This window comes from Pseudomonadaceae bacterium SI-3 (assembly GCA_004010935.1).
Lineage (GTDB): Bacteria > Pseudomonadota > Gammaproteobacteria > Pseudomonadales > Pseudomonadaceae > Stutzerimonas.
The window spans coordinates 596,927-609,935 of the sequence record CP026511.1 but is presented as its reverse complement, the minus strand read 5'-3'; the positions used below and the strand labels follow the sequence as shown (position 1 = coordinate 609,935).

The 13,009-nt window shown below is 59.6% G+C and carries 10 protein-coding genes; all 10 read left to right on the top strand.

All coding sequences use genetic code 11. The features are described from left to right. Positions 1-115 precede the first annotated feature (115 nt). The 10 genes from C1896_02870 (at position 116) to C1896_02825 (ending at position 12,973) form a co-directional block, all read left to right on the top strand. On the top strand, positions 116-2,881 hold the full coding sequence (locus tag C1896_02870; GenBank protein ID AZZ47502.1) for an LPS biosynthesis protein: 2,766 nt from the start codon (positions 116-118) through the stop codon (positions 2,879-2,881). Next, complete coding sequence (locus C1896_02865) at positions 2,862-4,169, top strand: molecular chaperone SurA (GenBank protein AZZ47501.1); 1,308 nt, start codon at positions 2,862-2,864, stop codon at positions 4,167-4,169. Before C1896_02870 ends, C1896_02865 begins: the two co-directional genes overlap by 20 nt. A gap of 87 nt (positions 4,170-4,256) precedes the next feature. Continuing rightward, a complete protein-coding gene (pdxA, locus tag C1896_02860; GenBank protein AZZ43957.1) occupies positions 4,257-5,240 on the top strand; it encodes a 4-hydroxythreonine-4-phosphate dehydrogenase PdxA in 984 nt (327 codons plus the stop codon). Between the two features lie 260 nt (positions 5,241-5,500). After that, positions 5,501-6,298, top strand: a complete 798-nt coding sequence (locus tag C1896_02855; GenBank protein AZZ43956.1) for a 16S rRNA (adenine(1518)-N(6)/adenine(1519)-N(6))-dimethyltransferase — start codon at positions 5,501-5,503, stop codon at positions 6,296-6,298. Between the two features lie 26 nt (positions 6,299-6,324). Further along, the gene (locus tag C1896_02850; protein ID AZZ43955.1) at positions 6,325-6,708 is read left to right on the top strand and encodes a Co2+/Mg2+ efflux protein ApaG; all 384 of its coding nucleotides are present in this window, start codon (positions 6,325-6,327) and stop codon (positions 6,706-6,708) included. Beyond that, entirely contained in the window at positions 6,705-7,526 is an 822-nt protein-coding gene (locus C1896_02845; GenBank protein ID AZZ43954.1) for a diadenosine tetraphosphatase, read from the top strand. Before C1896_02850 ends, C1896_02845 begins: the two co-directional genes overlap by 4 nt. Further along, positions 7,523-7,852, top strand: coding sequence for a thiosulfate sulfurtransferase GlpE (locus tag C1896_02840; GenBank protein ID AZZ43953.1), 330 nt, complete (start codon positions 7,523-7,525; stop codon positions 7,850-7,852). Before C1896_02845 ends, C1896_02840 begins: the two co-directional genes overlap by 4 nt. A gap of 270 nt (positions 7,853-8,122) precedes the next feature. Continuing rightward, entirely contained in the window at positions 8,123-10,045 is a 1,923-nt protein-coding gene (locus tag C1896_02835) for a PrkA family serine protein kinase (GenBank protein ID AZZ43952.1), read from the top strand. Positions 10,046-10,137: 92 nt separating this feature from the next. Continuing rightward, positions 10,138-11,409: a hypothetical protein gene (locus C1896_02830; GenBank protein ID AZZ43951.1), complete on the top strand. Its 1,272-nt coding sequence runs from the start codon at positions 10,138-10,140 to the stop codon at positions 11,407-11,409. Positions 11,410-11,419: 10 nt separating this feature from the next. Next, on the top strand, positions 11,420-12,973 hold the full coding sequence (locus C1896_02825; GenBank protein AZZ43950.1) for a SpoVR family protein: 1,554 nt from the start codon (positions 11,420-11,422) through the stop codon (positions 12,971-12,973). Positions 12,974-13,009: the final 36 nt, after the last annotated feature.

The window sequence follows — 13,009 nt, the reverse complement described above, 5'->3', positions numbered from 1 at the left end:
GGCGCTAGCCGATAAGCGGGTCATGCTTTATTATCCAGCATCTTTTTCAGCCCATCGAGAGGCGTGCGGCCCAGCCCGGCCGATGGCTCGCCGCAAGCACGGACCAAAAAACAAGATGGCAGTCAAATATCCCGCTTTTCGTAAAAAATTCCCTCTATTGGTAACCGGCGGCTTGCTCGCACTGCAACCTGTAGCGGCGCCCATGGTTATCGCAGCCGAACAGTTTGCCTGCCAACCAGGTGCCGGCGGGGGTTGGAATTGCGCAGCGGATGCCGCCAGCCCGGCCCTGCCACCGCGTCCGACTCATCGTGGCACGTCTACTGGCGAGACCACTAGCGCTAAGCCCAGCGCCAGCAAGGCCGAGCGCCAGGCGGCCACCACCAAACTGGTCACCGAAAGCAAGGGCCGAGCACTGGCCTCGCGCAGTGCCGATTACAGCCATCTGGATTGGGTGCCGCGCGATCAGCTGACCAATGCACAGCTGGCCGAGACAGGTCCTTACTGTGCCGGTACCTATGTTGAACCAAACCGCCCCGGTCAGTTCGACGACACGCCGATGAGCGAGGCACCGACCTACGTATCGGCCAAAGCAACCCGTTACGAGCAGCAGCAGGAAATCGCCACGCTGGCCGGCGACGTGGTACTTCGCCAGGGCAGCATCCAGGCCGAAGCCGACGAGGCGAGCCTGTACCAGCTGGAGAACCGCGGCGAGCTGAAAGGCAATGTCCGTCTGCGTGACGGCGGCGCACTGATGGTCGGTGACCGCGCTGAACTGTTCCTCGACACAGGTGAAGCGCAGGTCGAAAACGCCGAATACGTGGTTCACGAAGGTAAGGTCCGCGGCAGTGCACTGTATGCCAAGCGTACCGAGGACGCGATCATCCGCCTCAAGGACGGGACATATACCCGCTGCGAACCCGGCGATAACGACTGGTATCTGCAAGGCAACAACGTCACCCTCAACCCTGCCACCGGCTTCGGCTCGGCAACCAACGTCACGCTGCGGGTCAAGGGTGTTCCGGTGTTCTATACGCCTTACATCTATTTCCCGATTGATGACCGCCGTCAGTCCGGCTTCCTGGCGCCGAGCATCAGCTCCTCCAGCGATACGGGTTTGTCGCTGATCACACCGTACTATTTCAACCTGGCGCCGAATTTCGACGCCACGCTCTACCCGAATTACATGACCGATCGCGGCCTGCTTATGGAAGGTGAGTTCCGTTACCTGACCCGTCGCAGCGAAGGCCAGTTTGGCGCTGCCTACCTGAATGACAGCAACGACGAGCGCAAGCTGCAGTCTGAGTACGAGGACCAGCGCTGGATGTACAGCTGGCAACACCGTACCGGCCTGGACACGCGCTGGCTGGCAGAGGTCGACTACACCGACATCAGCGACCCCTACTACTTCCAGGACCTGGATACCCAGCTGGGCATCGATCAACCGGATCACCTAGATCAGCGTGGCACCCTGACTTACCGCGCGCCGTCCTACACGGCTCAGCTGAACGTGCACGCTTACGAGCGTGCAACCATTGCCGACATCACACCCTACGAGCGCCTGCCGCAGCTGACGTTGAACGGCGCATTGCCGTTCCAGCCGGGTGGATTGCGGTTCGCTTACGGCACCGAGTTCGTCAGCTTCCAGCGCAGCCTGCGCAATGGTTACTTCACCGACCAATATGGCAACACCGGCACGCCGGAGCAGCTGTGGTACGACGCCCGTCTTAGCGGTCTGACTCGAGCGGAAGGCGAGCGTCTGCACCTTGAGCCCGGAGTTAATCTTCCGCTCGATTGGAGCTGGGGCTTCGTCCGGCCATCGCTGAAATACGCGTACACCAAGTACGACCTGACGCTGGACAATACCGGCCGTCGCCAGGTGAGCGACTTCAACGACTCGCCTGATCGCAGCGTACCGATCTTCAGCGTCGATAGCGGACTGTACTTCGACCGCGACACCCAGTGGTTCGGCAAGAACTACCGTCAGACCCTCGAGCCGCGGATGTTCTATCTGTACGTACCGGAAGAAGACCAGGATGACATTCCTGTGTTTGATACCGGTGAAAACACCTTCAGCTACTCTTCGCTGTGGCGTGAAAACCGCTTCTCCGGCAAGGACCGTATAGGTGATGCCAATCAGCTCTCGCTGGGCGTGACCAATCGCTGGATCGAGCCGAACGGACTGGAGCGTCAGCGCTTGAGCGTTGGCCAGATCATTTACTTCCGCGACCGCGAAGTGCAGCTACCCAACCTGGAAGATCGTCCAGGCTCGACCTCGGACGTCTCGCCATACGCCCTCGAGTACCTATATCGCTACAACCGCGACTGGCGCTTCACCTCGACGTTCAACTGGGACCCGGATCAGGGCCAAACGCAGTCAGGCAGCGCCATGTTCCACTATCAGCCAGCTGACAATCCGCGGAAGATCGTCAACTTCGGCTACCGCTATCGCAACGACACCGTACGGTTCGACCAGGCCACCGGGCAGTGGACTTATGGCGGCGACTACGGTGCGCCGGGTTCGCCTGAGTACATTGAGGATTACTACAAGATCAACCAGCACGATATCTCCACTATCTGGCCGATCCTGCCGCAGTGGAGCGTGATCGCACGCTGGCAGCACGACTACAGTCGCAATCGGACACTGGAGGCCTTCGGTGGCTTCGAGTACGACAGCTGCTGCTGGAAGCTGCGTCTGATCAACCGCTACTGGATCGATTACGACGAAACCAGTCTCAACCCATCGCAGAATGACGAGCCGGACAACGGCATCTTCCTGCAAATCGTCCTTAAGGGACTCGGCGGCGTGTTCGGCAGCTCGACCGAGACATTCCTCGACGAAGGCATACAAGGTTACCGTGAACGTGAAGATCAAGCTTTCTGATTACCTGCGCCCCCTGCTGGCGGGCGCCCTTCTGCTGGGCAGCGTGACTGCTGCCCTGACCGCGTCGGCCGAGGTTCAACAGCTCGACCGCATTGTCGCGATCGTGGATAACGACGTGATCATGCAGAGCCAGTTGGACCAGCGGACCCGTGAAGTCCAGCAGACCATCGAAAAACGCGGCGCGGAAATGCCACCCGCGGACGTCATGCAACAACAGGTGCTGGAGCGGCTGATCACCGAAAATCTGCAGCTGCAGATCGGCGATCGCTCGGGGATCCGCATCTCCGATGAAGAGCTCAACCAGGCAATGAGCACCATCGCCCAGCGTAACAACATGACGTTGGACCAGTTCCGCGCGGCTCTGGAGCGTGACGGCCTGAGCCTCGACACCGCCCGCGAGCAGATTCGCCGTGAAATGGTCATCAGCCGGGTGCGCCAGCGCAGAATCGCCGAACGTGTCCAGGTGTCGAACCAAGAAGTGGAAAACTTCCTGGCTTCCGATCTCGGCAAGCTGCAGCTGTCGGAAGAATATCGACTGGCCAATATCCTGATACCAGTGCCAGAGTCCGCTGATTCGGCCACGATCCAGGCGGCTGAAAAAACCGCGATGGATACCTATCAGCAACTTCAGCAAGGCGCCGACTTCGCCAAGCTGGCTGTCTCACGCTCGGCCAGTGAAAACGCACTGGAAGGCGGCGATATGGGCTGGCGCAAGGCCGCTCAGCTGCCACCGCCATTCGATACCGAAGTCAGCAGCATGTCGGTCGGCGACGTCACCCGGCCGGTGCGTACCCCGCCGGGCTTCATCTTGCTGAAAGTGCTCGACAAGCGTGGCGGCGATACTCAGGTGCGTGACGAGGTCCATGTTCGTCATATCCTGATCAAACCAAGCCAGATCCGCAGCGAAGAAGAAAGCCGACGCCTGATCCAGCGACTGCGTGACCGCATCCAGGCCGGCGAGAGCTTTGCCGAGCTGGCGAAGAACTTCTCCGAAGACCCAGGCTCGGCGCTGAACGGCGGAGACCTCAACTGGATCGACCCAAGCTCGCTGGTTCCGGAGTTCCGTGAAGTCATGGCCAACACGGCCAGTGGGCAGCTGTCCGAACCCTTCAAGACGCCGTATGGCTGGCACATCCTGGAAGTGCTCGGACGCCGCGCCACAGATGCCAGCGAAGAGTTCCGCGAGCAACAGGCCCTGTCTTTGCTGCGCAACCGTAAGTACGAAGAAGAGCTGCAGAACTGGCTACGCCAGATTCGCGACGAAGCCTACGTTGAGATCAAGCTTTGATTTCGCGTTGAGTTGCCCGTCAGCGACGCCTCAGCGGGCCGGCCAATCGGCCGGCCCGCTTCATTTCATCAGCCCAAAGGCCTAGAGATGACCGTCAAACGTTTCGCCCTGACGCCCGGCGAGCCCGCCGGTATTGGTCCGGACCTCTGTTTGCTGCTCGCACGCGACAGCCACCCTCACGCCTTGGTCGCCATCGCCAGTTCCGAGCTGCTACGCACCCGCGCAGCCGAGCTTGGACTGGACATCACCGTGATTGACGTTGCCCCAGGCAGCTGGCCGAACCAGCCGGCACCCGCCAACAGCCTGTATGTCTGGGACACGCCGCTCGCTGCGCCGGCCATAAGCGGCCAGCTCAACCCGGCGAACGCAGACTATGTGCTAACGACGCTGACACGCGCCGGTAACGGATGCCTTGATGGCAGCTTTGCCGGCATGATCACTGCGCCGGTGCACAAGGGCGTCATCAACGAGGCAGGCATCTCGTTTTCAGGACACACCGAATTTCTCGCGGAGCTGACCGGCACAGAGCAGGTCGTCATGATGCTGGCCACGCGTGGGTTACGGGTTGCACTGGTCACCACCCATCTGCCGCTTAAGGAGGTGCCGGCAGCCATCACTGCCAAGCGGCTGCAGCGTGTGACGCGCATATTGCACAACGACCTTGTAGCAAAATTCGGCATTGCCCATCCCCGGATTCTGGTCTGCGGGCTCAACCCACATGCTGGTGAGGGCGGACATTTGGGCCGCGAGGAAATCGAGGTCATCGAGCCAACGCTGGAAATACTGCGAAGCGACGGGCTCGACCTTATCGGCCCGCTACCGGCTGACACAGTGTTCACGCCCAAACACCTCGAACACTGCGACGCGGTGCTGGCGATGTACCACGATCAGGGGTTGCCGGTGCTCAAGTACAAGGGCTTTGGCGCAGCCGTCAACGTCACGCTGGGGCTGCCGATCGTACGCACCTCGGTCGATCACGGCACCGCGCTGGATCTTGCAGGCACTGGCCGAATCGACACCGGCAGCCTGCAAGTCGCGCTGGAAACGGCGTATGAGATGAGCGCCAGCTAAAAGCAGCACGCAGCACACCCTGTTCGGGCGTAAGGCATACACCTGAAACGGATCGGCGTGGCGGCCGCAGCCTGTCGAGCAGCGGCCGGAACAGCGGTCTGGAGTCGACAAAAACCGCTTCCGGACTTTCCAGCGCGCCTCCGAACCGCAATGGCCCGCGGCGGGGGCACTCGCCTCAGCGACCGCAGCTGCTAAACTGCGGGCCTTTTCGCTCCCAGCTGCAAGCCTCACGCTTCCAGCTGCTCCTGAGACTGCTGTATATGTCCGAGAACTACCAACACCGCGCGCGCAAGCGTTTCGGCCAGAATTTCCTTCACGATGCGGGCGTGATCCATCGCATCCTGCGGTCCATCCATGCCAAACCGGGCGAGCGGATCGTCGAGATCGGGCCGGGCCAGGGCGCACTGACCGAAGGTCTGCTAGACAGCGGTGCGCACTTAGACGTGGTCGAGCTGGACCTGGACCTGATTCCGATCCTGCAACAGAAATTTGCCGACCGCGAGAACTTCGCCCTGAACCAGGGCGATGCGCTGAAATTCGACTTCGCCCAGTTAAGCTCGGAGCCAAACAGCCTGCGCATCGTTGGCAACCTGCCGTACAACATCTCCACGCCGCTGATCTTTCACCTGCTCGATCACGCCAGCCTGATCCGCGACATGCATTTCATGCTGCAGAAGGAAGTGGTCGAGCGCCTTGCCGCAGAGCCAGGTGGTGGCGACTGGGGGCGGCTGTCGATCATGGTGCAGTACCACTGCCGCGTCGAACATCTGTTCAACGTGGGCCCTGGCGCTTTCAACCCGGCGCCGAAAGTCGACTCAGCCATCGTGCGTCTGGTCCCGCACGAGGTGTTGCCGCATCCTGCGCGGGATCACCGGCAGCTGGAGACCGTGGTTCGCCAGGCCTTCAATCAGCGCCGCAAGACGCTGCGCAACACCCTCAAGGGGCTGCTGGACGCAGATGCGATCGCCGCCGCCGACGTCGATGGTAGCCTGCGCCCGGAACAGCTGGACCTCGCCGCGTTCGTAAGACTATCGGATCAATTATTTGCCCGCGGCTGAAAGCGACCTACGCGAAGGAGCACACCATGTCTGAAGACCTCCGCTACCGGATCGACGTCAATGTCCGCCCGGCCTACCTCGCAGACCAGTCACAGCCAGAACAAAACCGTTTTGCCTTTGCCTACACCGTAACCATCGAAAACAAGGGCGAGCTCACAGCTCAGTTGCTGTCACGCCACTGGATCATCACGGATGGGGACGGTCAGGTGCAGGAAGTGCGCGGCGAAGGCGTGGTGGGGGAGCAGCCGGTACTAGCCCCCGGCCATCGCCATGTCTACACCAGCGCCACGCTGATGGCCTCACGCGTCGGCACGATGCAGGGCAGTTATCAAATGCTTGCCGAGGACGGGCACCGCTTCGATGCCACGATCGCGCCGTTTCGGCTGGCGGTACCGGGAGCCCTGCATTGACTACCTATGCTGTCGGCGACCTGCAAGGTTGCCTCGAACCCTTGCTCTGTCTTCTCAAACAAGTTGACTTCAGCCCATCACGCGACTGCCTGTGGCTGGCTGGCGACTTGGTCAACCGCGGCCCACAATCGCTGGAAGCATTGCGCTTCGCGCGAGACCTGGGCAGTTCGGGTGTCACCGTTCTGGGTAATCATGACTTGCATCTGTTGGCCGTCACGCACAAGGTCGAGCGGCTGAAGAAGTCCGACACGCTTCAGCCGATCCTCGATGCGCCCGACCGAGCCGACCTGATCTTCTGGCTGCGTCAGCAGAAACTGGTCCACCACGATGCCGAACGCCAGGTCACCATGGTTCATGCCGGCATCCCACCGCAATGGACACTAAGCAAATCCCTGCGCCGTGCGGCCGAGGTCGAACAGGCGCTTCGCGATGACGCTATGCTGCAACCCTTCCTCGACGGCATGTACGGTAACCAGCCGGCCAAGTGGAGCAAGGAGCTGCACGGCATCCCTAGGTTGCGTCTGATCACCAACTATTTCACCCGGATGCGCTTCTGCAAAGCTGACGGCACCCTCGATCTCGAAGCCAAAGAAGGCCTCGACTCAGCACCCGCCGGGTTCGCGCCCTGGTTCAGCCACCCCACTCGCAAAACCCGCGGCGAAAAGATCATTTTCGGCCACTGGGCCGCGCTGGAAGGCAATTGCGACGAGCCGAACGTCTACGCGCTGGATACCGGCTGCGTATGGGGCAATTCCATGACACTGATGAATGTGGACAGCAACGAACTGTACAGCTGCGACTGTGAGGCCAAGCCATGACCGAGTTCAAACGTATTTCACCCGAGCAGGCGCAGTCGCTGCGCAGCGAAGGCGGCGTGATCGTCGACATCCGCGACCCGCACAGCTTCGCCAATGGTCACGTCACCGGCTCGACACATCTGGACAACCAATCCTTGCCAGACTTCATCGCTACCGCTGATCTCGACCAACCGCTGATAGTCGTCTGCTACCACGGCAACTCCAGCCAGAGCGCAGCCGCCTATCTGGTAGGCCAGGGTTTTTCAGACGTCTACAGCCTTGACGGCGGATTCGAGCTTTGGCGACAAGCGTTTCCGCAAGACACTGAACAAGGCGATCCCGCCTAAAAAATCACGCCCGCCTAGGCCGCAGATAATGCGGCCTTGAGCCTCCCTTCCGACGAAACGCAGCGGCAATAACACCTCTCCTCCCTTGACCTTGCCGAATCCGAACTATCCTTCAGTGCAGGCCATCCAAACAGGTGGAAGCCGTGCAGCGGCTACCGGGCCTCAGTTTCGACCATCAGGTGTTCGGGGGAACTCCACAGGCCGGTAAGGCGGCCGTACCTGAATGCATGATGACAACACCGGCTCCGAGCATCGTCCGAGGTGAAGTCAATGAGCATTTTCAGCCATTTCCAGCAACGATTCGAAGCAACCCGTCAGGAAGAGTATTCGCTTCAGGAATACCTCGACCTGTGCAAGGAAGACCGGGGAACCTACGCAACTGCAGCCGAACGCCTGTTGATGGCGATTGGCGAGCCCGAACTGATCGACACTTCTGCCGACTCGCGACTTTCGCGGATTTTCTCCAACAAAGTCATCCGCCGGTATCCCGCCTTTGAAGACTTCCACGGAATGGAAGATTGCATCGACCAGATCGTTTCCTATTTCCGCCACGCCGCGCAGGGCCTGGAGGAGAAGAAGCAGATCCTCTATTTGCTGGGCCCGGTGGGCGGCGGTAAGTCATCGCTCGCCGAGAAGCTCAAGCAACTGATGGAGCGAGTACCCTTTTATGCCATCAAGGGTTCGCCGGTATTCGAGTCGCCCCTGGGGTTGTTCAACCCGGCTGAAGATGCGCAGATCCTCGAAGAGGATTACGGCATTCCCCGTCGCTACCTCAGCTCGATCATGTCCCCCTGGGCCACCAAGCGACTGCAGGAGTTCGGCGGCGATATCAGCCAGTTCCGCGTGGTCAAGCTCTATCCCTCGATCCTCAATCAGATCGCGGTTGCCAAGACCGAGCCGGGCGATGAGAACAACCAGGACATCTCGGCGCTGGTGGGCAAGGTCGATATCCGCAAGCTCGAGGAATTTCCACAAAACGACGCCGACGCCTACAGCTACTCAGGCGCGCTGTGCCGCGCCAACCAGGGCATGATGGAGTTCGTCGAGATGTTCAAGGCGCCTATCAAGGTGCTGCATCCGCTGCTGACCGCCACCCAGGAAGGCAACTACAACAGCACCGAAGGGCTCGGTGCGATTCCCTACAACGGCATACTGCTGGCCCACTCGAACGAGTCGGAATGGCATACCTTCCGCAACAATAAGAACAACGAAGCCTTCATCGACCGAATCTACATCGTCAAGGTGCCGTACTGCCTGCGGGTGAGCGACGAGATCAAAATCTACGACAAGCTGCTGTTCAACAGCTCGCTGTCGAAAGCCCACTGCGCGCCCGATACGCTGAAAATGCTGGCGCAGTTCTCAGTGCTGAGCCGCCTGAAGGAGCCAGAAAACTCCAACATCTACTCCAAGATGCGGGTCTACGACGGCGAGAACCTCAAGGACACTGACCCCAAGGCCAAGTCGATGCAGGAATATCGCGATACGGCCGGGGTCGACGAGGGCATGAATGGGCTTTCCACCCGCTTCGCCTTCAAGATCCTGTCCAAGGTGTTCAACTTCGATCCCCATGAAATCGCCGCGAACCCGGTGCATCTCCTTTACGTGCTGGAGCAGCAGATCGAGCAGGAGCAATTCCCAGCCGAGATTCGCGAGCGGTATCTGCGCTTTATCAAGGAGTACCTGGCGCCGCGCTACGTCGACTTCATCGGCAAGGAAATCCAGACCGCTTACCTCGAGTCCTACAGCGAGTACGGCCAGAACATCTTTGACCGTTACGTACTCTATGCGGATTTCTGGATTCAAGATCAGGAATACCGGGACCCGGAAACCGGCGAGATCCTCAACCGTATGGCGCTCAACGAAGAGCTGGAAAAGATCGAGAAGCCAGCCGGCATCAGCAATCCGAAGGACTTCCGCAACGAGATCGTCAACTTCGTGTTGCGTGCCCGCGCCAACAACAACGGCAAGAATCCGTCCTGGCTCAGCTACGAGAAGCTGCGCGTGGTGATCGAGAAGAAAATGTTCTCCAACACTGAGGATTTGCTTCCGGTCATCAGCTTCAACGCCAAGGCCAGCAAGGAAGATCAGAAGAAGCACAACGACTTCGTCGTGCGTATGGTCGAGCGCGGCTACACCGAGAAGCAGGTTCGCCTACTCTCGGAATGGTATCTGCGCGTACGTAAATCGCAGTAAGAGCAGCTGAGGGCTTGGAGCCGGAGCTGGAAGCCAAAGCAGCACGCTTCCGGCTCGCGGCCCGCGACTTCAGCTCAGCCCGGAGGGCTCGTATGAGTTACGTGATCGACCGCCGTCTGAACGGCAAAAACAAGAGCACGGTCAATCGCCAGCGCTTCTTGCAGCGATACCGAGGACACATCAAGAAAGCCGTGGAGGAGGCCGTTGGACGCCGTTCCATTACCGATATGGAGCACGGTGAACAGATCAGTATTCCCGGCCGAGATACCGATGAGCCGATCCTTCACCACGGTCGCGGCGGTCGGCAAACCATCGTGCATCCCGGAAACAAGGAGTTCATTGCCGGTGAGCGCATCCCTCGCCCACAAGGCGGCGGCGGTGGCCAAGGGGCTGGCCAGGCCAGCAACAGCGGCGAAGGCATGGACGACTTCGTGTTCCAGATTACCCAGGAAGAATTCCTCGACTTTATGTTCGAGGATCTGGAGTTGCCCAACCTGGTCAAACGCCACCTGACCGGCACCGACACCTTCAAGACAGTCCGCGCCGGGATCAGCAACGAAGGCAATCCGTCACGCATCAACATCGTTCGTACCCTTCGCTCGGCTCACGCGCGCAGGATTGCCCTGTCCGGAAGCAGCCGCGCGAAACTGCGCGAGGTAAAAGCCGAGCTGGCGCGACTCAAGCTGGAAGAACCCGCCAATTTCACTGACATCCAGGCGGTTGAAGAGGAGATCGAACGACTCAGCGCGCGAATTCATCGCGTGCCTTTTCTCGACACTTTCGACCTCAAGTACAACCTGCTGGTCAAACATCCCAACCCAAGCTCGAAAGCGGTGATGTTCTGCCTGATGGACGTGTCCGGGTCGATGACCCAGGCCACCAAGGACATCGCCAAGCGCTTCTTCATCCTGCTGTACCTGTTCCTCAAGCGGAACTACGACAAGATCGAGGTGGTGTTCATCCGCCATCACACCAGCGCCAAGGAAGTCGACGAGGAGGAGTTCTTCTACTCCCGCGAAACCGGCGGCACCATCGTCTCCAGTGCGCTGAAAATGATGCAGGAGATCATGGCCGAACGGTATCCGGCCAACGAGTGGAACATCTATGCCGCGCAAGCTTCCGACGGTGATAACTGGAACGACGACTCGCCGGTATGCCGGGACATTCTGATCAACCAGATCATGCCGTTCGTCCAGTACTTCTCCTACGTCGAAATCACCCCTCGCGAACATCAGGCTCTGTGGTACGAATACAACCAAGTGGCCGAGGCCTTCGGCGACTCGTTCGCCCAGCAGCAGCTGGTGACAGCAGGGGACATTTATCCGGTGTTCCGCGAGCTATTCCAGCGGCGCATGGCTAGCTGAGGTAAGCAGCATGAAACGACAGCCCATTTCCACCGGCTCGGAATGGACCTTCGATCTGATCCGTACCTACGACCGTGAGATCGGCCGCATCGCCGAGCGCTATGCGCTGGACACCTACCCCAACCAGATCGAGGTCATCACTGCCGAGCAGATGATGGACGCCTATGCCTCCGTAGGCATGCCGCTGGGCTACCATCATTGGTCCTACGGTAAGCATTTCCTAAGCACAGAAAAATCCTATACCCGTGGGCAGATGGGCCTGGCGTACGAGATCGTGATCAACTCCGATCCTTGCATCGCCTACCTCATGGAAGAGAACACCATCACCATGCAGGCGCTGGTGATCGCCCACGCCAGTTACGGCCACAACAGCTTTTTCAAAGGCAACTACCTGTTCCGCACTTGGACCGACGCCAGTTCGATCATCGATTACCTGGTGTTCGCCAAGCAGTACATCATGCAGTGCGAGGAGCGCCACGGGATCGACGCGGTGGAAGACCTGCTCGACTCCTGCCACGCCCTGATGAACTACGGGGTCGACCGCTACAAGCGTCCCTACCCGATTTCAGCCGAGGAAGAGCGGCGGCGGCAGAAGGATCGCGAAGAGCACCTACAGAAACAGATCAATGATCTCTGGCGGACCATTCCCAAATTTGGCGAAAAGGAAGACGAGCGTCAGCGAGACCAGCGCTTCCCCGCTGAACCACAGGAGAACATCCTCTACTTCATCGAAAAGCATGCGCCGCTGCTGGAGCCCTGGCAGCGCGAAGTGGTGAGGATCGTGCGCAAGATCGCACAGTATTTCTATCCACAACGCCAGACGCAGGTCATGAACGAAGGCTGGGCGACCTTCTGGCACTACACGCTGCTCAACGACCTGTACGACGAAGGCCTGGTAACCGATGGCTTCATGATGGAGTTCCTCCAGTCACACACCAGCGTCATATACCAGCCCGGCTTTGACAGCCCGTACTACAGCGGCATCAATCCCTACACTCTGGGCTTTGCGATGTACCAAGACATTCGCCGGATTTGCGAGCACCCCACCGAGGAAGACAAACACTGGTTCCCGGATATCGCCGGCAGCGACTGGCTCACCACGGTCAAGTTCGCGATGAACAACTTCAAGGACGAGAGCTTCATCCTGCAGTTCCTTTCACCTAAGGTTATCCGCGACCTCAAGCTGTTCAGCATCCTCGACGACGATCGCAAGGATGAATTGCTGGTGCCAGCCATCCATGATGAAAATGGCTACCACGCCATCCGCGAATTGCTTGCAGCCCAATACAACCTCGGCAATCGTGAACCCAATGTGCAGGTCTGGAGCGTCGATCGCCGCGGTGATCGCTCGCTGACCCTGCGCCACCAGCAGCACGACCGCAAACCCTTGGGCGGCTCCACCGACGAGGTCCTCAAACACCTGCATCGGCTCTGGGGGTTCGATGTGCACCTGCAATCGATGCAGGATGACAAGCTGATCGCCACGCACCACATGCCGCCGAGAGTCGACACGGACGCTGAGGCCAAATATCCCGGTATGAATCTGGCGCTGCCACCCATCTGACGATTACACACCACTTCAGATCGGATCCCCGAGAGC

Excerpts from the sequence above, each read along its gene's own strand:
- C1896_02850 (AZZ43955.1), top strand. The coding sequence starts at position 6,325 with ATGTCTGAAGACCTCCGCTACCGGATCGACGTCAATGTCCGCCCGGCC.
- C1896_02870 (AZZ47502.1), top strand. The coding sequence starts at position 116 with ATGGCAGTCAAATATCCCGCTTTTCGTAAAAAATTCCCTCTATTGGTA.
- pdxA (AZZ43957.1), top strand. The coding sequence starts at position 4,257 with ATGACCGTCAAACGTTTCGCCCTGACGCCCGGCGAGCCCGCCGGTATT.
- C1896_02855 (AZZ43956.1), top strand. The coding sequence starts at position 5,501 with ATGTCCGAGAACTACCAACACCGCGCGCGCAAGCGTTTCGGCCAGAAT.
- C1896_02830 (AZZ43951.1), top strand. The coding sequence starts at position 10,138 with ATGAGTTACGTGATCGACCGCCGTCTGAACGGCAAAAACAAGAGCACG.
- C1896_02840 (AZZ43953.1), top strand. The coding sequence starts at position 7,523 with ATGACCGAGTTCAAACGTATTTCACCCGAGCAGGCGCAGTCGCTGCGC.
- C1896_02825 (AZZ43950.1), top strand. The coding sequence starts at position 11,420 with ATGAAACGACAGCCCATTTCCACCGGCTCGGAATGGACCTTCGATCTG.
- C1896_02835 (AZZ43952.1), top strand. The coding sequence starts at position 8,123 with ATGAGCATTTTCAGCCATTTCCAGCAACGATTCGAAGCAACCCGTCAG.